The 18,623-nt window shown below is 65.7% G+C and carries 18 protein-coding genes and 1 tRNA gene; 7 read left to right on the forward strand and 12 right to left on the reverse strand.

The genetic code is table 11. The features are described 5' to 3' along the window. Positions 1-31: 31 nt before the first annotated feature. The gene (locus tag KTR40_RS00070) at positions 32-976 is read right to left on the reverse strand and encodes a hypothetical protein (RefSeq protein WP_139027258.1); all 945 of its coding nucleotides are present in this window, start codon (positions 974-976) and stop codon (positions 32-34) included. A 154-nt stretch (positions 977-1,130) separates the two neighbouring features. Between KTR40_RS00070 and KTR40_RS00075 the strand changes: the two genes are divergently transcribed. The 3 genes from KTR40_RS00075 to KTR40_RS00085 all read left to right on the forward strand — a co-directional run bounded on the left by KTR40_RS00075 (position 1,131) and on the right by KTR40_RS00085 (position 3,563). Next, the gene (locus tag KTR40_RS00075; protein ID WP_139027259.1) at positions 1,131-1,676 is read left to right on the forward strand and encodes a peptidylprolyl isomerase; all 546 of its coding nucleotides are present in this window, start codon (positions 1,131-1,133) and stop codon (positions 1,674-1,676) included. A gap of 9 nt (positions 1,677-1,685) precedes the next feature. Beyond that, positions 1,686-2,564: a rhomboid family intramembrane serine protease gene (locus KTR40_RS00080; RefSeq protein WP_139027260.1), complete on the forward strand. Its 879-nt coding sequence runs from the start codon at positions 1,686-1,688 to the stop codon at positions 2,562-2,564. A gap of 531 nt (positions 2,565-3,095) precedes the next feature. After that, the gene (locus KTR40_RS00085) at positions 3,096-3,563 is read left to right on the forward strand and encodes a carboxymuconolactone decarboxylase family protein (RefSeq protein ID WP_228404818.1); all 468 of its coding nucleotides are present in this window, start codon (positions 3,096-3,098) and stop codon (positions 3,561-3,563) included. Between the two features lie 194 nt (positions 3,564-3,757). Here KTR40_RS00085 and KTR40_RS00090 read toward each other — a convergent pair whose 3' ends face one another. Next, on the reverse strand, positions 3,758-4,372 hold the full coding sequence (locus KTR40_RS00090; RefSeq protein ID WP_139027262.1) for a DNA-3-methyladenine glycosylase I: 615 nt from the start codon (positions 4,370-4,372) through the stop codon (positions 3,758-3,760). A 3-nt stretch (positions 4,373-4,375) separates the two neighbouring features. Beyond that, entirely contained in the window at positions 4,376-4,627 is a 252-nt protein-coding gene (locus KTR40_RS00095; protein WP_139027263.1) for a cell division protein CrgA, read from the reverse strand. 190 nt (positions 4,628-4,817) lie between these two features. Here KTR40_RS00095 and KTR40_RS00100 point away from each other — a divergent pair, with 190 nt between their 5' ends. From KTR40_RS00100 to KTR40_RS00110, 3 genes are read left to right on the forward strand one after another with little or no spacing between them, the layout of a single operon-like run. Next, complete coding sequence (locus KTR40_RS00100) at positions 4,818-5,606, forward strand: class E sortase (protein WP_228404819.1); 789 nt, start codon at positions 4,818-4,820, stop codon at positions 5,604-5,606. 2 nt (positions 5,607-5,608) lie between these two features. Beyond that, positions 5,609-5,779, forward strand: a complete 171-nt coding sequence (locus tag KTR40_RS00105) for a hypothetical protein (RefSeq protein ID WP_171058866.1) — start codon at positions 5,609-5,611, stop codon at positions 5,777-5,779. Next, on the forward strand, positions 5,776-6,417 hold the full coding sequence (locus tag KTR40_RS00110; RefSeq protein ID WP_139027265.1) for an aminodeoxychorismate/anthranilate synthase component II: 642 nt from the start codon (positions 5,776-5,778) through the stop codon (positions 6,415-6,417). Before KTR40_RS00105 ends, KTR40_RS00110 begins: the two co-directional genes overlap by 4 nt. 63 nt (positions 6,418-6,480) lie before the next feature. Here the strand turns inward: KTR40_RS00110 and pknB are convergent, their stop codons facing one another. From pknB to KTR40_RS00145, 7 genes are read right to left on the reverse strand one after another with little or no spacing between them, the layout of a single operon-like run. After that, positions 6,481-8,424 carry a Stk1 family PASTA domain-containing Ser/Thr kinase gene (gene pknB / locus KTR40_RS00115; protein ID WP_304940889.1) on the reverse strand — a complete coding sequence of 648 codons (1,944 nt, stop codon included), beginning with the start codon at positions 8,422-8,424 and terminating at the stop codon, positions 6,481-6,483. A gap of 15 nt (positions 8,425-8,439) precedes the next feature. Further along, positions 8,440-10,149, reverse strand: coding sequence for a protein kinase (locus KTR40_RS00120; RefSeq protein ID WP_228404820.1), 1,710 nt, complete (start codon positions 10,147-10,149; stop codon positions 8,440-8,442). Next, on the reverse strand, positions 10,146-11,606 hold the full coding sequence (locus tag KTR40_RS00125; RefSeq protein ID WP_228404821.1) for a penicillin-binding protein 2: 1,461 nt from the start codon (positions 11,604-11,606) through the stop codon (positions 10,146-10,148). Before KTR40_RS00125 ends, KTR40_RS00120 begins: the two co-directional genes overlap by 4 nt. Further along, complete coding sequence (locus KTR40_RS00130; protein WP_228404822.1) at positions 11,603-13,000, reverse strand: FtsW/RodA/SpoVE family cell cycle protein; 1,398 nt, start codon at positions 12,998-13,000, stop codon at positions 11,603-11,605. Before KTR40_RS00130 ends, KTR40_RS00125 begins: the two co-directional genes overlap by 4 nt. Further along, on the reverse strand, positions 12,997-14,589 hold the full coding sequence (locus KTR40_RS00135; protein ID WP_228406203.1) for a PP2C family serine/threonine-protein phosphatase: 1,593 nt from the start codon (positions 14,587-14,589) through the stop codon (positions 12,997-12,999). Before KTR40_RS00135 ends, KTR40_RS00130 begins: the two co-directional genes overlap by 4 nt. A 59-nt stretch (positions 14,590-14,648) precedes the next feature. After that, positions 14,649-15,131, reverse strand: a complete 483-nt coding sequence (locus tag KTR40_RS00140) for an FHA domain-containing protein (RefSeq protein WP_228404823.1) — start codon at positions 15,129-15,131, stop codon at positions 14,649-14,651. After that, positions 15,128-15,871, reverse strand: a complete 744-nt coding sequence (locus tag KTR40_RS00145) for a DUF3662 and FHA domain-containing protein (RefSeq protein ID WP_139027271.1) — start codon at positions 15,869-15,871, stop codon at positions 15,128-15,130. The genes KTR40_RS00140 and KTR40_RS00145 overlap by 4 nt, the downstream gene beginning before the upstream one ends. Positions 15,872-16,247: 376 nt before the next feature. Here KTR40_RS00145 and KTR40_RS00150 point away from each other — a divergent pair. Beyond that, a tRNA-Leu gene (locus tag KTR40_RS00150) sits at positions 16,248-16,330 on the forward strand. 144 nt (positions 16,331-16,474) lie between these two features. Here the strand turns inward: KTR40_RS00150 and KTR40_RS00155 are convergent. Further along, positions 16,475-17,173, reverse strand: a complete 699-nt coding sequence (locus KTR40_RS00155; protein ID WP_228404824.1) for a FadR/GntR family transcriptional regulator — start codon at positions 17,171-17,173, stop codon at positions 16,475-16,477. An 18-nt stretch (positions 17,174-17,191) separates the two neighbouring features. Then, entirely contained in the window at positions 17,192-18,325 is a 1,134-nt protein-coding gene (locus KTR40_RS00160) for a mandelate racemase/muconate lactonizing enzyme family protein (RefSeq protein WP_228404826.1), read from the reverse strand. Between the last annotated feature and the right edge of the window lie 298 nt (positions 18,326-18,623).

An 18,623-nucleotide genomic window follows, 5' to 3' on the forward strand; every position in this document is an offset into this window, starting at 1 on the left:
GCCTTGGCCGGTTTATACAGCGGACGTCTTATCAGGACTGGGTAGTGCCCTTGTCCCCATTGTTGATGTTGGACGCAATGTTCCTGGTGGCAGTCTTGGCATCGGTCGCCGGAGTCGTTGCGCTGTCCGAAGTTTCTTCAGCCACGTGCTTTGCTTTTTCGCCGGCGTCCTCTGCCTTGTCAGCCGTGGAGTCGGCCGTGGAGGAAACGGACGATGCCGGCGTTCCAGCGGCGTCGGCTGCCTTTTCCTGGACGTCGTTCACGGTGGTGGCCGGGACCGGCGCGGGTGTGGGGGTCACCGGGGACGGGGTCTTCCATGGGTCCTCGACCGGCTTGGAGGCCTTCCATGCAGCGACACCGGCGGCCACGGCCGCGGCGATCACACCGAAGACAAGCCAGCCGCGCTTCTTCTTGGGGGGCTCCGGCTGTGCCAGCTGGATGCCGACGGTGCGGCCTGCCTCGGTTGCCGCGGCCTTGAGCTGGGTGCCGGTGGCCTGGGCCTGCTCCTGGATGGCGTGGATGATTCCCACATCCCCCAGCTTCTGCGCCACCGCGTCAACGTGGGCGGGAGTGTTCTCCAGGGTGCGGTGCACCACCTGGGATGCCTGGCCGATCTGGTCTGAAAGGCGCGGCAGGTATTCAACAACCACCCGGTCACGGGCGTTGAGGATCACCGGGGTGGCCTTGTCCAGGGCCTCATGCAGGCGGGGCGAGGCGCCTTCCACGGCATCGTTGATCTTGGGCGCGAGCTGCGCCAGGCCGTCCTGGATGCGAGGGGTCACCGTGGCCACGCCATCCGCCAGGTTGTGGGCAGCGGACTTCAGGCCTTCCTGGATCTTTGGCGATGCAGTGTCCAGGCCATGCTGGAGACGGTCAACGGCTGCTTCCACACGGGGGGCTGCCCAGTCCCTGGCATTCTCTACGGCGCTGGCGACTTGCAGCTCAAGGTCACGGGCAATACGGTCCGACTTCTTCACAACTACCTCCCGGTTAGGTGACGGTTCTGTGGTTAGCCTACGTGGCTTGGTGTTCACCGGCTATTCCCACTGCGGATTTTAGGCGGATTTCACCCAGCGCGGAACTGCCGCCGGAGCCGCAACGGCCCGGAGGGGCCGTGGAAGAATGGGGGCTATGACTGCCATCGCAACTGCAAAAGCAACCATCCACACGAGCCTCGGCGACATCGCCGTGAACCTCTTCGGCAACCACGCGCCCAAGACCGTCAAGAACTTCGTAGGCCTTGCCACCGGCGAGCAGGCGTGGACCCACCCGGAGACGGGCGAGGACAAGACCGGCACCCCGCTGTACAACGGGACCATCTTCCACCGCATCATCAAGGACTTCATGATCCAGGCCGGCGATCCGCTGGGCCGCGGCGTGGGCGGCCCGGGCTACCAGTTCGACGACGAAATCCACCCGGAACTGAGCTTCAACCAGCCCTACAAGCTGGCCATGGCCAACGCGGGCATCCGCATGGGCAAGGGCACCAACGGTTCCCAGTTCTTCATCACTACTATCCCCACGGACTGGCTCCAGGGAAAGCACACCATCTTCGGTGAAGTGGCTGACGAGGAATCCAAGAAGGTTGTTGACGCAATTGAAGGTGTCCGCACCGGCATGGGTGACCGTCCCGTGGAGGACGTCACCATCAACAGCATCGACATCGAACAGCTGTAACACCGAAGCATGAGTTACGGAATTCCGTCGGCTGAGCCGTCCGCGCAGGTTCCGGTTTGCCCGCGGCACCCGGACCGGCCCTCCTATGTGCGCTGCCAGCGATGCGGGCGTCCCGCCTGCCCTGACTGCCAGCGGGCGGCCGCCGTCGGATTCCAATGCGTTGACTGCGTCAACGAAACAAGGCGTACGACGCCGGAGGTGCGGACGGTCTATGGCGGCGCCGCAGCAAGCGGCAAGCCTGTGGTGACGTTCGGCATCATCGCCGTGTGTGTTGTGGTGTACGCGCTGCAGTGGCTCATCCCGGGCCAGGCGGTGTACGAACAGTTTGCCTACAACAACGTCTTCGCCACCCCCCAGTACGGGGCGTTCGAGCCGTGGCGCATGCTGACCGCGGCATTCCTGCACTCTCCTGATTCACTGCTGCACATCCTGTTGAACATGTACACGCTGTGGATCTTCGGCCAGGCCTTGGAGCCGCTCCTTGGCCGCGTCCGCTTCCTGGCCCTGTACCTGTTGTCCGCCGTAGGTGGCTCCGTTGGGTACCTGCTCCTGAACCCGGTTCTGGTGCCTGGACAGGGGCTGGTGGGAGTCGTAGGGGCTTCCGGCGCCATCTTCGGCCTCTTCGGCGCGATGCTGCTGGTCCAGCGCCAGCGCGGCGGTGACACCCGGCAGCTGTGGGTCCTCATCGCGATCAACGGGGTTATCGGTTTCCTGATTCCGCAGATTGCCTGGCAGGCGCACCTGGGTGGCCTGATCACCGGGGCGTTGTGCGCGACGGTTCTCGCGTACACCCCCCGCGGCCCCCGGCAGGGTCTCGTCCAGGGCGCTGGCCTGGTGGCCGTGCTCGCCTTGTTGATAGCGGCGAGCTGGGTGAGGATTTCCATCTAGGCTCCGGCCGTAGGGCAACCAAGCTGAAACTGTCCAGAAGCCCTGGCGTCCAGAGGACGCCGGGGTTTTTGCTTTATCCACAGTACTTATCCACATTGTTGGTAACTTACATGCCTGTAGTTCCCGATTCAGGTGCGCCGATTGCGCGGCATGACACGGAATAGGCTGTGGTCGGGCCGTTTTTCTCCACATCTGTGGATAACTCTTGGGGATAGGCATGTGCTTAAGTGGACAAACCACCTAAAAACAGCTGTTCTGTGGATAAACCCGCCAAAAGCGCTTGGAAGACAGGGTTCCTCGGGGTGCCAGGGTGCTGTATCAACATGGTTATGCACACTGTCAATAAACAACAGTGGTGTAGTTAGCTGCACTTTCCGCCGCTGCATCGCAACGTGCGGGCTGTTGATCCACCGGGAGCTCTCCGCCACTTTCCACAGTTGTGGATAACTTGTGGGTATCCCGCTGTTGGTAAGTGGATAAGCTTCAGGTGCCTACCTTTGCGACTGAGCACTTTTGCCGACAGGAGAGTCCATGACCGCCACCACCCAGCACATCTTCCTTGACAAGCAGCACCCTGCTTTGTGGCGTGCATTGAACGGGCTGGGGCTCAAGGTCAAGGAGGCGGCCCAGGAGGCCGGCATAGACGTCCGGACCATGGAACTGCTCAATGTGCGGATTTCCCAGCTGAACGGCTGCGCCTTCTGCCTGGACCTCCACGTCCGGGACGCTCTGGAGGCGGGCGAGACCCCGCAGAGGCTGGCGGTACTGCCTGCATGGCGCGACACAGCACTCTTCACGGAAAAGGAACGTGCTGCCCTGGCATTGATCGAAAGCATCACGGAACTTCCGGGCAACAGCGAACAGGAGCATGAGGAAGCCTATGCCCGGGAGCATCTCACCGAGGAGGAGTTTTCGGTGGTCAGCTGGCTGGCCATCACAATGAACGCATTCAACCGCGTCTCCATTACCAGCCATCACCCGGTTCGGCGTGAACGGTAGGGTCCGAAGGCAGGGGCAGCCCGCCCGTCCTGCGGATTATCCACAGGTATTCCACACTGTTAATAACCGTATCCGCGGTACCGGATTAGCGGTGGGGCCCCTACTGGACGGCAGCGGACGCGGGCAAAACGCCGGTTCGGCCGGTTATCCCCATTGTGGATAACTTTCCCAACAGCTGGGGATAAACCGCGTCCCTAGCTGACCGCGGTGGGCCAGACCCCGGAGGACCCCCGCCGGTGGCTGCCTACCAGGTGGGTGTCCACCATTCCGATGGCTTCCATCAGTGCGAACATGGTGGTGGGGCCAACGAAGGAGAACCCCTTCCTCCTCAGGGCCTTGGACAGCGCAACGGACTCAGCCGATTGGGTGGGGATGTCCGCGTGGACGGCAGGGTGCGGGGTGGCAGCGGGCTGGAACCGCCATACGAAGTCCACCAGGCCGCCGTCCTGCCGCAGCGCCAGGGTGGCCTGGGCGTTGTTGATGGCAGCACGGATCTTCAGGCGGTTCCGGACGATGCCTGCATCCTGCATGAGCCGCTCAACGTCGGCGTCTGTAAAGAGCGCAACGGCATCAGGACTGAAGCCGGCGAAGGCTGAGCGGAACGCGGGGCGCTTGCGCAGGATGGTGGCCCAGGAAAGCCCGGCCTGGAAACCCTCCAGGCAGATGCGTTCGTAGAGGCCCTGTTCGTCCTTGACGGGCAGGCCCCACTCGGTGTCGTAGTAGTCCCTAAGAAGCGGGTCCGCAGACGCCCATGCCGGGCGGGCCAGGCCGTCCTCACCCACCAGGACACCGGCAGCGTCAGAAGGCACGCTTCAGGAGCGCCAGCGGGTGGTCATCAGGAAGCCCACGATGGCAATGCCGAAACCGGCGACGATGTTCCACGATTCCCAGGCCTGGACAGGAAAGCGGCCTTCGCTGATGTAGAACGTGATGATCCAGAAGAGGCCGATGATCATCAGGCCGAACATCACAGGCTTGAACCATACCGGGTTGGGCTTGTAAGCCTGGGACGTAGCCGGCTGCGGGGTGCTGGCAGTCTTCTTGCGTGGCTTTGACTCGGGCACTGGCTCTCCTTGGCGGGCTGCGGCAAGATCGGCGTTCCGGCCTTGGTATCCTGCAAGAAGGAAATTGCCAGCGGTCTGCGCGATCTTGATCAAAATCTTGCTTGGTCAAATTTGGATTCTTACTAGCAGCCAATTCTAGCCGTAGTTCAGGGGCCGCCGGTGCCCATGGGAACCGCCCGGAGGAGAACGCGTGGTATTGCAGGAGAAGGCGAGGCAAGCCGCTGCGCCGCCTGCCGGCGTCGTTATTCTGCGCGGGACGGTCCAGGTGGTTGGTGAGCTGCTCATCACCGCCGGCATCATCCTCTTGCTGTTTGTTGCGTGGCAGCTGTGGTGGACCAACGTGGAATCAGATGCCAAGCAGAGCGAAGTAATCAAGGAATTCGCGCAGGACATCGCCGGTGCTGCCCCTGCCGCGCCGGCCGCCGCTCCGCCGCCCGCCGCCGGCGAAGACTTCGGTGAGCCCGTGGTGGCTGCCGCGCCGGCCCATGGGGGCACCATCGGCATCATGTACATTCCCCGCTTCGGGGCGAACTACACGCGGCCGATCGTCCAGGGGACAACCAGCGATGTGCTGGACACCCTGGGGCTGGGCCATTACGGAACCACCGCCATGCCGGGTGCCGTGGGCAACTTCGCCGTTGCGGGGCACCGCCAGACGCACGGCGCCGTCCTGGACAACATCCACACGCTGGTGCCCGGGGACAAGATCTACGTCCAGACGAAGGACGGCTATTACGTGTACGTCTTCCGCAACAACCAGATCGTCATGCCGCAGCGCACCGACGTCCTGGAGCCGGTGCCGGCGCAGCCGGGGGTTGCCCCCACTGAAAGATACCTGACCATGACAAGCTGCAACCCGCGCTTTGGCGCTGAAGAACGCATTATTGCCTATGCCCTGCTGGACAGTTGGCGCCCTGCATCCGCCGGACCGCCCGCGGAAATTGCGGACCAGGTGGCCGCGGCGATCGGGAAGGGATGAGCATGTACGGCTGGATTTTCCGCCATCTCCCCGGGCCGCTTTGGCTGCGGATTGTCACCTCATTGGTGCTCATCGCCGCCGCACTGGTATTGATGGTTCAGTTCCTTTTCCCCTGGATGTCCCAATACACCCAGTTCACCGACTCAACGATTGGTTCCGTAAGCCAGCCATGACCACAACCAAGATCCTCGTGGTGGATAACTACGACAGCTTCGTCTACACCCTGGTGGGCTACCTCCAGGAACTCGGCGCGGAAACCACCGTGGTCCGCAATGACGACGTCACCCTGGCAGAGGCCATCGAACTGGCCAGCACCCGGGATGGCGTCCTCATCTCACCCGGCCCCGGCAACCCGGCGGAAGCCGGGGTCTGCATTGAACTGATCAGGTGGTGCGGCGAGAACAGCGTCCCCATGTTCGGTGTGTGCCTTGGACACCAGGCGCTGGCGGAGGCCTTCGGCGGCAAGGTAACGCACGCGCCGGAACTCATGCACGGCAAAACGTCCCTTGTGCAGCACATTGGCACCAGCGTGTTTTCCGGGCTCCCCTCCCCCGTCACGGCCACGCGTTACCACTCGCTGGCAGCCGTGCGCGAGTCCATCCCCGACGTCCTGGAGATCACCGCTGAGACGGCAACGGGTGTGGTGATGGGCCTGCAGCACCGGACTGCACCCCTGTGCGGCGTGCAGTTCCACCCGGAATCCGTGCTTACCGAGGGCGGCTACCAGATGCTGGGCAACTGGCTTGAGTCCCTGGGCATGAAGGGCGCAGCTGCCCGGGCGGCCAAGCTGAGCCCGCTGATCCAGCACTAGACAGGCACTGACTGGCCGAGCCGAGCCGCACCGGCGAAGGGCCGAGCCAACGCGGCGTCGTGCCTAGCCCTTTTTGGTGGAGGTCGGCGTCGGAGTAGGCGTGGGTGTGGGGCTGGGGCTTGGCGGGGGCGGCGGCGCTTTGGCCACCACAATGGTGACGGTCTTGCCCTGTTCCACGGCCGCGTTCACGGCGTCGCTTTGCTCCATCACCCTGCCGGGCTCAACCTGGGCATTCTCGGCCTCAACCACGTTGGGCACCAGGCTCAGTTCCTTCAGCGCGGCTTCTGCTTCTTCGCGGGTACGCCCCCGGAGCTCCGGGACGGCGACCTTGCCGGTGGACACCACCAGTTCGACGCTGGTCCCGACGCCCACCTTCTGGCCGGGCGCGGGGCTTGTGGTGATCACGATTCCGGCAGGCACGGTGGCACTGTTGGCCGTGGTGGTGGAGGGGGCGCCAACCAGCCCGCTTTGGCGCAGGATATCCCTGGCTGCTGCCTCGGTCTTGCCCGGCAGGCTTTCAGGGATCATAACGGCGCTGGGGCCCTCCGAAATGTTGAGGATCACCTCGGCGCCTCGATCCAGGGCGGCGCCGGACGCCGGGTCCGTGCCGATCGCCGTCCCCTTGGCAACGGTGTCGTGCTGCGACCGGACAATACGGGGCCGGAGGTCGGCGTTGTACAGTTCCTGCAGCGCCGCCGATTCTGTCATGGCGGCCACGGCCGGAACCGTGATCTTGGGCGCCGCCGGAGCGGGGCGGTTGATGATGCTGTACAGCCACAGGGCACCGCCTGCCAGGACAAGGAGCGTGAAGACCACCAGCGTGCCAATCCACGCACGACGGCGGGACTTCTGCCGCGGGCTCCGCTCACGTTCCGGAGTCAGGCCAAGGGGCAACGGATCAGCCGGCCGCTCGTCATCAGCGTCCGCCACGAAGGGAACCAGGGTTTCGTGGTCCTCGGCAGGGGCAGGGGTCGCCTCCAGCCGGCCGGTAGGTGCGTCGTGGAGGAAGCCTGCGCCCGCGGCGGGGAAGGCCTCGGTGGCCGGCGGCGGGACGTGGTCGTTGGGGTCCGTGGGCGCTTCGGAGGCCGCAAGTGCGGGGACCGCTACGCCTGATCGAGCAGCACGCAGGGCACGCCGGAAGGCCGCGGCATCCTGGAACCGGTCATCGCGGTTTTTTTGCAGCGCCTTCGCCAGCACGCTGTCCAGGGCAGGAGTCACCTTGGGGTTGAGGCTGCTGGGGGGCTCGGGAATCTCCCGGACGTGCTGGTAGGCCACGGACACAGGACTGTCACCGATGAAGGGGGGCCTGGACGTGAGCATTTCATACAGCAGGCATGCGGCGGAGTAGAGGTCACTGCGGGCGTCGACTGTTTCGCCGCGGGCCTGCTCCGGCGACAGGTACTGGGCGGTGCCCACCACGGCCTGCGTCTGGGTCATGGTGGCTGAGGAGTCGGCGATGGCGCGGGCAATGCCGAAGTCCATCACCTTCACGGAGTTGGTGCTTTCGCAGTACATCACGTTGGCCGGCTTGATGTCCCGGTGGACGATGCCGGCCTTGTGGCTGTACTCGAGGGCGCCGAGGACGCCCAGGCAATAGTCGATTGCCTGGTCAATGGTGACGTCATGGGCGCGGATGAGGTCGCGGATGGTCTTGCCCTCCACGAATTCCATCACGATGTACGGCACCCGGACGTTGTCCTCCGAGCCATCGTGGACCAGGTGTTCACCGGTGTCGTAGATGGCAACAATGGAGGAATGGTTGAGGGCGGCAACGGCCTGAGCTTCCCGCTTGAACCGGGCCTGGAACTGCGGGTCCCGGGCCATGTCCGCCCGCAGCAGTTTCACGGCGACAGTGCGCCCCAGCCGGGTGTCCACTCCCCGGTAGACGTCCGCCATGCCTCCGCGGCCGATCAGGCCGCCCAGCTCGTAGCGGCCGCTGAGGACACGGCGGTTATCCACCGGGAGGCTGTCCTCGCGGTGCAACGGTGTGCGCGCTGACTCGTTCACTGGCTGTCCTGGCGGTTATGGCTTGCAGGTTGGCGGGGCACCGGGCAGTTGGCCGGCGGTGCAGGCGGGCAGGGGCGACGCTGCGGTGGGCGCCGCCACGGCCGACGTGGTGGCTGACGGCGCGGGGGCTGGTGCGGATGTGGTGGGTGCCGGCGGTGCCACTGCATAGACCACCGTGATGGGCGAACCCTGCGGCACGAGCCCTGTGGGGTTCAGCTCGATGACCCTGCCGGGGTCATCTGCCGTACTCTCCTGCGGAATCACAGTGACGGCCAGCCCCAGCCCGGCAAGCTCGGCCTGTACCTTGCGGTAGTCCTGCCCGAGGTAGGCGGCCGGGATCACGTTGACCATTTCCTGGGTGGGTGTGGGCGTAGGCGTGTTGCGCGTGGGCGTGGGCGTGGCGGATTGCGTGGTCCTGGTTGGGCTGGCGCTGGTGCTCGGCGGGCTTGTGGCGGCCCCGGTGGTGGCGTCGTTCGAGGGGAAGAGAATGCCCCGCTGGCTGAGGAAGAACCCCACCAACGCGAACAGAACCAGGAGGATCAGGGCAACCAGCGGCCAGGTCCAGGGACTGCGGCCCTTGCGCTGGGGCTCATCGGCAGGCTCGTCGTCGTACGTTGCTTCTTCCGGAACCCACCTGCGCTCGGCGGCGAGGGCATTGGCCCGGGCGAGTGTTCCCTGGGGCGCGTCAGCGTCCGCAGCTGCTGCCCCGGCGGCGGCTCCGGCGGCTGCACCTGCCGCGCCCGCACCCAGCACCGGCAAAGCGGACGTGGGCGTGGGCGAACTGTCATGCTGGGCACCAATGACGCCGGTGGGCGCCGTGGCGGTGTCCACCGGAGCCGTGATGGGGCCCGTATTGTCCGCGTCGAAGAGGAGCATGCCGGGAACGGCGGCCCGGGCTGCGCTGATATCCCCGTTGCGGATGGCCTCGGCCGCCTCGGCCAGTTTGATGGCGTTTTCCGGCCGGTTCTTAGGGTCCTTGGCCAGCATGGACATAAGGAGGGCGCGCACCGGGGTGGGAAGCGATTCGGGCAGCGGCGGCGGGGCGTCGTTGACCTGGGCCAGGGCGATGGCGATCTGGGACTCGCCGGAGAAGGGGCGGTGTCCGGTCAGGCACTCGTAGCCGATGACGCCGAGCGCGTAGATGTCCGAGGAACCGGTGGCGGTCTGTCCGGTGGCCTGCTCGGGGGCAAGGTACTGGGCGGTGCCCATTACCTGGCCGGTCTGGGTGAGCGGAACCTGGTCTGCCAGGCGGGCGATGCCGAAGTCGGTGACCTTCACCCGCCCGTCCGGGGTGATCAGGAGGTTGCCGGGTTTCACGTCGCGGTGCACCAGGCCCTGCGCGTGGGCAACGGAGAGTGCACGGGCGGTCTGCGCGATGATGGACAGCGTGCGGTCCGGGGACAGGACCTGCTCGTGTTCGATGATGTTGCTCAGGGGCTGGCCGGGGACCAGTTCCATGACCAGGTAGGCGGAGCCCTCCTCCTCGCCGTAGTCGAAGACGTTGGCGATGCCCACGTGGTTCAGGAGAGCGGTGTGGCGGGCCTCGGCGCGGAAGCGCTGGAGGAACCCGGGATCGCCGGTGTACTCCTCCTTCAGCACTTTGATAGCGACGATGCGGCCCAGGACGAGGTCTTTCGCCTTCCAGACTTCGCCCATGCCGCCGATCGCGATCCGCGTGGTCAGCTGGAATCTGCCGCCGAGGGTGATTCCGGTTGTAGGCCTCACTTATTCAACACCGCCTCAAAAATTCTTTTCGCGTTCGGACTGGTTAGCTGGGCTCCGGAGGTGATGTCCACGCCCTCCATGACGATGGTGACTCCCACCTGCGGGTTGTTTGCGGGGGCAAATCCGGTGAACCAGGAGTTGTTGGTGCCGTTTCCGAGCTCCGCGGTTCCTGTCTTGCCGGCCACCTGGACCCCCGGGACTGCGGCCCTGTTGGCGATGCCTTCGCTGACGGCACTGACCATCCACTCGGTGATCTGGTTTGCGACATCCGGAGTGGTGGAGGTCCGCAGCTGCTCCGGCTTGGGTTCGTCGATGACCCGCAGATCCGGAGAACGCAGGGTCTTGACCAGGTTCGGCCTCATCTGGACGCCGTCATTGGCAATGGCCGCGGTCATCAGCGCAACCTGGAGGGGTGTGGCCCTGACGTCTTTCTGGCCGATGGCGGACTGGGCCAGGCCGGGGGCGTCCAGGTTATCGGGGAAGCCGTTGTTGCGGGCGTAGCCGAGCTTGAGTTGGTCGCCCATGTCCTCGCCGAAGCCGAACTTTTTCGCCTGCTCGGCGATGGCGTCCCGGCCCAGGTCCAGCGCGATGCTGGCGAACGGGGTGTTGCAGGACTGCTGCAGGGCGAAGGCGAAGCTCGCGGTGTCCCGGGTGTAGCAGTTGCCGCCTGCGTAGTTGGGAAGCTTGTACTGGATTCCCGGAAACGGCATTTCCGCCGGGTTGGGGAGAACGCTGTCCTTGTTGTACTTCCCTGATGCAAGCGCCGCGGCCGTGTCAACGAGCTTGTAGACGGATCCCGGCGCCAGCAGTTCCCCGGTGGGTCCGCTGACGTTCTGGTTCAGGTTGATGCCCGGGACCTTGACCAGCTCATTGATGTTGGCGGTCTCGGCGTTGGGATCCTGGGTGGCGATCAGGTTGGGATCGTAGGAGGGCTTGGAGACCATGGCAAGGATCGCCCCGGTCTTGGGGTTGGTGACCACGATGGATCCGCGCTGCCCGTCCGGGATCAGGCTGTAGGCGAGCTGCTGGATCGCGGGATCAATGGTGAGCTCCACCGAAGCGCCCTTGGGCTGGTTCCCCAGGAAGAGCTGGCCCACGCGGTCCAGGAAGAGCTGGTCCGAGTTGCCGGTGAGCACTTCACCCATGGCCTGTTCCAGGCCGGTGGCACCGAAGTTCTGGGAGAAGTAACCCGTGATTCCGGCGTAGAGCTCCGGCTGCGGGTAGGTCCGCTGGAACTTGCAGGTTTCCGAGGTGCCCTCCACCGATTCTGCTACCGGGGTGCCGCCCACAATGATGGCGCCGCGGTCGTTGCAGTAGTTCTGCAGGATGGCGCGCTGGTTCCATGGGTTGGCCTTGAGCTCATCCGCCCCCACCACCTGCACGTAGCTGATGGCGCCGAAGATCAGGGCGAACATGGCGACGGCCGCCACCCACGAGTGCCGTATTGCCTGGTTCATGAGTGCTTCACCGCCTCAGTAGGAGTGTCAATGCCCATCGAATCTGCTGCCTCGCCCGGCCGCAGCGGGGTGGTGTCCACCGGGCCGCGGGCCGTGTGCGAGATCATCAGGAGCAGGCCAACGATGATCCAGTTGGCCAGCAGCGAGGAACCGCCGGCTGCCAGGAAGGGCGTTGTCAGGCCGGTCAGCGGGATGAGCCGCGTTACGCCGCCGATCACCACGAAGCACTGCAGTGCCACGGCGAAGGACAGTCCGCAGGCAAGGAGCTTTCCGAACGCGTCCCGGGTACCCAGCGCCGCCCGGAATCCGCGGGTGAAAAGCAGCAGGTACATGAGGACGACGGCGAACAGGCCCACCAGGCCGAGTTCCTCGCCGAGGGACGCGATGATCATGTCGCTGTTGGCGAAAGGGACCAGGTCCGGGCGGCCCTGTCCCAGCCCGGTTCCCACCAGTCCGCCGTTGGCCATGCCGAAGAGGCCCTGGACAATCTGGCCACTACCGCCGGGTGAGCGGTCGTAGACCTCCGGAGTGAATGCGTTGAGCCAGCCGTCGATGCGGAGTGCCACGTGGGAGAAGACCTGCGCCGCGATGAAGCCGCCGCCGAAGATGAGGGCCAGGCCGATTACCACCCAGCTGATGCGGCTCGTGGCCACGTAGATCATCACGATGAACAGGCCGAAGAAGAGCACCGATGAACCAAGGTCGCGCTGGAAGATGAGCACGCCGATGCTGACCAGCCAAGCCGTGATCATGGGTCCCATGTCCTTGAACCGGGGGAACTGCAGCGGACCGATCTTGCGGCCGGCCAGCAGGATCAGGTCGCGGTTGGAGGAAAGATAACCGGCAAAGAATATAGCCAGGGTGATCTTGGCGACCTCGCCGGGCTGGAAGGTCATGGGTCCGAGCCGGATCCAGACGCGGGCGCCCAGGATTTCGCCCGCGCTGATGCCGGGGATCAGCGGCAGGAGCAGGAGGAGGGCGCTGGCCGCGAGGGAGATGAAGGTGAACCGGCGGAGGACGCGGTGGTCCTTGAGCAGCCAGATCACTGCGATCGCCACCGCCATCGCAATGAGGGTCCACCGGAGCTGGTTGTTGCCGGTGTCGTCGCCGGGCGCATCGAGGCGGTGGATCATGGCCAGGCCCAAGCCGTTGAGGGCTACCACGAGCGGAAGTATTACCGGATCGGCATACTTGGCGCGGAAGCGGAGGACGCCGTGGAACACCAGGGCGGCTACGGCAAGGAGGCTGGACTGGAACCAGAAATCCGAATCAAAGGCCTTTTCCTTGTCCACGCCCACCAGCATGTTGGCGCCGATGCCGACGGCCAGGGCCAGCAGGAGCAGCGCGAGTTCGACATTCCGCCGCGGCTTGGGAGTGGTGCTGAGCTGGCTCATGGGGCCGCCTTGCAGGTGACGGTGGGGCTGGGGGACGGGCTTGCCGGGGTGGCGGTGGCATCCGGGGCTGGTGCGGGGGCGGCCGGATCCGCGGCGGCCGGCGTGGAGGGTCCGGGCGATGCCGACGGTGGTGGACACCCTTCCTCAGGGGAGGTGGTGCCGGTGAGTTCGAGGTTCTTCACGATCCGCTGGGCATCGTAGAGGTCGTTGGCAGGCACGGTCTGGCGCACCCGCTGCTGCGAGAACGGCGGCAGGGAATCCATCCGGATCTCCGTGACGGTCTCAAGGCTGGACAGCCCGATGGGCCCAAGGCGCTGGGAGACACCGTTGTAGATGGCGACGCGGGAGTCGTACTCGCCGATGTAGTAGCGCGTCTGGGTCCAGGCATAGCCGAGCCAGAGGCCCACCGTCAGGACCAGCAGGACGGCTGCGGCGATGGACCAGGTGATCCAGCGCCGCGGCTTGAGCGGCACGAGGGTGTCCTCGGCCTCGCTGCCCGGCTGTTCTGCCTTGTGGGTGAGGAGGGTGGCTGCCCTCCGTGCCACGGTGCGCCCGGCGATGGTGGGAATGGACCCGGACTCCGCGGCCGCAGCCGCGGCACCCACAAGTTCGTGCGGGCGGGAGGCGAGTTCGTCCCGCAGGACCTCAGCGGACAGGTGCTCGCCGAGGTGGGGATCGGTGGAAGCCTGGTCCTTGCCCTCGGCGGCCTTGCCAGTGCTTTCCTTGCCCGCAGGATTCTTCCCCGGCGCTTCGGCGCCGCCGGCCGGGTCCTTCGGGTTCACTGCAGCCGGTGCTGCCGGCTGGACTGCCGCGGCAGGGGCTGTGGCGGCGGCTGCGGAGGGGATGACTTCGACGGCGGCCGTACTGACGTCGTCGGGCGTTTCCTCCACGATCTCCACCATGACCACCGTGACGTTGTCCGGGGAGCCGGCTTCGAGGGTCAGGTCCACGAGGGTTTCCACGCACTCGCGGAGGTCCTTGGTTTCCCGGACCGTCCGTTCCACGGCGTGGCCGGCCACATAGTTGAGCCCGTCGGAGCAGAGCAGCCAACGGTCGCCGGGGCGGACGTCCAGGGTGTCGAGGTCGAGTTCCGGGCTGGCGTCCACGTCGCCCAGGACGCGCATCAGGACGTTTTTATGGGGGTGGCTTTCGGCTTCCTCAGGGCGGAGCCGGCCTTCGTCGATGAGCCGCTGGACGAAGGTGTGGTCCACGCTGACCTGCTTGAATTCGCCGTCGCGCAGGAGGTAGGCGCGGGAGTCACCGATGTGGGCGAAGTAGAGCTTGCCCTCGGCCAGCAGGAGCGCCGTGACGGTGGTGCCCATGCCCGCCAGCTTGGGGTTCTGGTGAACGAGTTCGGAAAGCAGGGAGTTGGCTGTCTGGATTTCGTCGGCAAGGACCGTGCCGGCGTCGCCGTCGTAGTCGCCGCGGTCCAGGTGGATCATGTCCAGGACGGTGGCGGCGGAGGCGACGTCGCCGCCCGCGTGCCCGCCCATGCCGTCCGCGACGACGGCGAGGTGCCGGCCCACGTAGGCGGAGTCGTCGTTCTTGGAGCGGATCCGGCCGACGTCGGAGCGTGCGGCGTAGCGCATGATGAGGGGCCGCTGCGCGGGCCGGGGCCCGTTTGCGGGGGTTTGCGTGACGGCCACGGCTATGGCCTCAATTCGATGACCGTCTTGCCGATTCTCACGGGTACCCCTGGCTCAACCGGCAGGGCACGGGTAAGTTGCTGGTCCGCCAGGTACGTTCCGTTCGTGGACCCCAGGTCCTCGATGAACCAGCGGCTGCCCTGGGGGAACAGCCTGGCGTGGCGGCCGGAGGCGTAGTCGTCCTCCAGAACCAGGGTGGCCTCCTGGGCGCGGCCCAGGAGGATGGGGCTGGCGGCGAGCGGGAGGGTGGTTCCCTTGAGCGGACCCTCGACGACGACCAGTTGGTGCGCCTGCTGCTTCATCGGCTGCGGGGGAGCCTCAGCAAGTTCCGGGTTCCTGCGGACCTGGCGCTGGGTGGGGGTGCCGGAGGCTGCTTTGCGGCCCACCATGAGGTCACGGCGCATGGCCGAGACGATGCTGAAGATCAGCACCCAGAGGAGCAGGAGGAAGCCGAACCGCAGGACGGTGATGGTCAGGTCGCTCATGTGCGGCCACCAGGGCTGGCGGGCAGAAGGCGGAAGATGATTTTTGTCCGTCCCATAGTGATGGTGGAGCCGTCAGTGAGTTCGGTGCTTCCTGACACCTTCTGCCCGTTGACGTAGCTGCCGTTGGTGGAACCCATGTCCACTGCGCTGGTGACCCCGTTGGCAGTGCGGATTTCCAGGTGGCGGCGTGAGACGCCGGTGTCCTCGACGTGGATGTCCGCTTCGGAGGACCTGCCAAGGACGATGGACGGGGCGTTGAGGGAGTAGCGCTGCCCGTCGATGTCCAGAACGGGCTGAAGGCGTACCGGCTGGCGGCTGGGGGCGGCCGGTACGTTGGGGCGCTGCGGCTGGCCGGCGGGGGCGCCCTTGGACTTCTCGGTTGAGGAGACGATCTCGAAATCGCCGGCGCGCAGCTCGGCGTCCCGGCGGAAGGAGATGCGGACTGAACCCTGGAGGGTGTAGCCCTGGCTGCGGACGTGGTTGATGACGACGTCGCAAAGCTCTTCGGCCAGCGGTGTGCCCCATTCCTGGGCCCGCTTGAAGTCGTCCTCGCTGAGTTGCACGTCGAAGACGTTGGGCGCGAGGGTCCGGCCGGCCGCCACCGTCAGTGCTTTGTGGTCCACTTCGCGGCGCAGCCTGCTGGCGATCTCCACGGGTTCAACCTGGGCGCGCGAGCCGGTGGAGAAGACGCCCCGGACAGCCTTTTCAATGCCGCGTTCAACCTTGTCCAGCAGGCCCATGGTCCTTCTCCTTTCCCCCCGGCAGCGGGGCAGTTTCCGTTGCGGAGCTGCACCCGCGGTGCAGCTCACAAGTCAGCGGTGCGCCTGCATGCAGCAGTCACTCCTACATCAGATACTACTGGGCAGGGCTGTGAATGACCTTAATCAGCAACGCCCGGGGGCCTCCGAAAGTTCGGTCCCTTGCCTGGTTCGGCGCGGTCCGGGCGTGGGTTTCAACTACGGAAAGGGGCAGGAGGCGGCCCGGCTTTTTGCCTCCGGGTGGGGGTCTGCGGAGCCCAATTGGTGTTTTCCGTCCACCTTCCGTTATGCTTGATCTCGCTGCTTTTGCAAGGTAACGGATGCGGGAAACCCGCCGGGGCTTCGTGAAAGAAGTTGCGCGCGAGTGGCGGAACGGCAGACGCGCTGGCTTCAGGTGCCAGTATCCGAAAGGGTGTGGGGGTTCAAATCCCCCCTCGCGCACGCAAATGAAAGAGCTCCGGTCGAGAGACCGGGGCTCTTTTGCTTTAACTCCGCTCACCTGGGCTTGTTCGCGATTCCGTGCTTTGAAGGTTCTGGTCCGCAAGCAAGCCTAGGTTCCGGCGGGTTGCCGGGATGCACTCCAGGCTACGGCCGCGCGGAAGCCTTGAACCGGCGTCGTGAGTTGGCCAAATGGCTGCGCATGGCAGCCGCTGCCGCAGCCTCGTCGCCGTCTGCAATGGCATCCGAGATGGAGCGGTGCTCCTGGACCACCTGGTCGAAGTGGTCCCGGGCGTAATGCTCGGCGCCGGTCATCAGGCGGGTGCGCGGCATCGCGATCATCGTTTGGCCCAGGGCGGCCAGGCAGTCGGAGTAGTAGGGGTTGCCGGAGGCGGCTGCGATGGCGCGGTGGAACTCGAAGTCCGACTTCATGGCGTGGGCCGGGTGGCCGGCGCTGGCCGTGAACTGCTCCAGCGCAGCGGTGACGGCGCGAAGCTGCCGTTCGGTGTGGTTGCGGGCGGCCAGCGCGGCGGCCTCGGTTTCCACCCCCATGCGGAACTCGAGCAGATGGAGGCGGTCCTCCGTGGTGGCCACGGGGCGGGCCCCGGGTGCTGCCTGGGGCCCGTCCGATGGCGGGGTGAGGGCGAAGCTGCCCCGTCCCCGTTCGGTTTCAACAAGACCCTCGGCCTGAAGCCGGGTCAGTGCGGCGCGGACAACGGTCCGGCTGACGCCGAAATCGCTGATGAGGGTGTTTTCGCTGGGGAGCTTTTCACCTGGCTGGATGATGCCGTCGACGATGCGGTTGCGAAGGTCGGCGGCGAGGTCCGCGGTGAGGTTCCGGCTCATGGCTTCAAGGTTACGGCTTTAGGGTTGCGCGCCGAACTCCACGGACTCGGTGGTCCAGGCGCGTGCCTGGTCACTGAGGGTGACGCCGAGGCCGGGGCGGTCCGGGACGATCATCCGGCCGTGCTTGGTTTCGAGGCGCTCGTTGAACAGCGGGTCGAGCCAGTCGAAGTGCTCCACCCAGGGTTCCCGCGGGTAGGCGGCGGCGAGGTGGAGGTGGATTTCCATGGCGAAGTGCGGGGCGAGGCCCAGTCCGCGCTCGTCGGCGAGGGCGGCGAGGCGGAGGAACTGGGTTATGCCGCCAACGCGGGGTGCGTCGGGCTGGATGATGTCGCAGCCGTTGGCGTTGATGAGGCCCTTGTGTTCGGCCACGGAGGCCAGCATTTCGCCGGTGGCGATGGGCGTGTCCAGGACGTTCGCCAGGTGGGCATGGCCTTCGAAGTCGTAGGCATCCAGCGGTTCTTCGATCCAGATGAGGTTGAATTCCTCGAGCTGGCGTCCCATGCGCAGGGCGGTGGCACGGTCCCACTGCTGGTTGGCGTCCACCATCAGCGGGACATCCCCGCCGATGTGTTCGCGGATGCCGGCCACGCGGCGGAGGTCTTCCTTGCTGTCCGGCAGGCCTACTTTGATCTTGATGCCGCCGATGCCTTCTTCGAGGGACTGGGTGGCGCGTGCCTTGACCTCCTCAAGGGAGGCGTTGAGGAAGCCGCCGGAGGTGTTGTAAGTCTGCGCGGAGTCGCGGTAGGAGCCGAGGAACTTGGCGAGCGGCAGGCCCGCGCGTTTGGCTTTGAGGTCGTAGAGGGCGATGTCGATGGCGGCGAGGGCCTGGGTGGCGACGCCGGAGCGGCCCACCGAGGCGCCGGCCCAGAGGAGCTTGGTATGGATCTTGGCGATGTCGTTGGGGTCCTCGCCGATGATGCCCTCGGCCACTTCCTTGGCATGGGCGTACTGCGCGGGGCCGCCGGCGCGCTTGGAGTAGCTGAAGCCGACGCCGGTGTGGCCCAGTTCAGTGGTGATCTCGGCGAAGAGGAAGACCACCTCTGTCATGGGCTTCTGCCGGCCGGTGAACACCTTGGCGTCGCTGATGGGTACTGCGAGGGGGAGTCGGGCGGTGGACAGTTTGACGTGCCGGATCAGATCGACGGTACTCATGGATTCTCCTTAGGGCGGCGCCGGGCTCCTTCGCCCGCCCTCTGAGAATACAAGTTGGTAACTTGTATTACAAGTATCGTCCGCTGCTACACCAACGATCCCCGCCCACGATCCGCCTGACATCACGTGGGGGTGTACTCCGGGCGACGGATGACCTCGTCTCCGGCCATAGTGCGAGGGCCAGGATTGAAGTCATAGAGCGCTGCGAATCAGGGCGGAGTCGTCCATGATCCAGGTCTGCTCATGCCCATGGTGGAAATTCTTGAATGGATTACTGACCGCGGCCTTCCTGCATATC

This window comes from Pseudarthrobacter sp. L1SW, assembly GCF_020809045.1.
Taxonomy (GTDB): Bacteria; Actinomycetota; Actinomycetes; order Actinomycetales; family Micrococcaceae; genus Arthrobacter.

Excerpts from the sequence above, each read along its gene's own strand:
- KTR40_RS00075 (WP_139027259.1), top strand. The coding sequence starts at position 1,131 with ATGACTGCCATCGCAACTGCAAAAGCAACCATCCACACGAGCCTCGGC.
- KTR40_RS00080 (WP_139027260.1), top strand. The coding sequence starts at position 1,686 with ATGAGTTACGGAATTCCGTCGGCTGAGCCGTCCGCGCAGGTTCCGGTT.
- KTR40_RS00085 (WP_228404818.1), top strand. The coding sequence starts at position 3,096 with ATGACCGCCACCACCCAGCACATCTTCCTTGACAAGCAGCACCCTGCT.
- KTR40_RS00105 (WP_171058866.1), top strand. The coding sequence starts at position 5,609 with ATGTACGGCTGGATTTTCCGCCATCTCCCCGGGCCGCTTTGGCTGCGG.
- KTR40_RS00110 (WP_139027265.1), top strand. The coding sequence starts at position 5,776 with ATGACCACAACCAAGATCCTCGTGGTGGATAACTACGACAGCTTCGTC.
- KTR40_RS00125 (WP_228404821.1), bottom strand. The coding sequence starts at position 11,606 with ATGAACCAGGCAATACGGCACTCGTGGGTGGCGGCCGTCGCCATGTTC.
- KTR40_RS00130 (WP_228404822.1), bottom strand. The coding sequence starts at position 13,000 with ATGAGCCAGCTCAGCACCACTCCCAAGCCGCGGCGGAATGTCGAACTC.
- KTR40_RS00135 (WP_228406203.1), bottom strand. The coding sequence starts at position 14,589 with ATGCGCTACGCCGCACGCTCCGACGTCGGCCGGATCCGCTCCAAGAAC.
- KTR40_RS00140 (WP_228404823.1), bottom strand. The coding sequence starts at position 15,131 with ATGAGCGACCTGACCATCACCGTCCTGCGGTTCGGCTTCCTCCTGCTC.
- KTR40_RS00145 (WP_139027271.1), bottom strand. The coding sequence starts at position 15,871 with ATGGGCCTGCTGGACAAGGTTGAACGCGGCATTGAAAAGGCTGTCCGG.
- KTR40_RS00155 (WP_228404824.1), bottom strand. The coding sequence starts at position 17,173 with ATGAGCCGGAACCTCACCGCGGACCTCGCCGCCGACCTTCGCAACCGC.
- KTR40_RS00160 (WP_228404826.1), bottom strand. The coding sequence starts at position 18,325 with ATGAGTACCGTCGATCTGATCCGGCACGTCAAACTGTCCACCGCCCGA.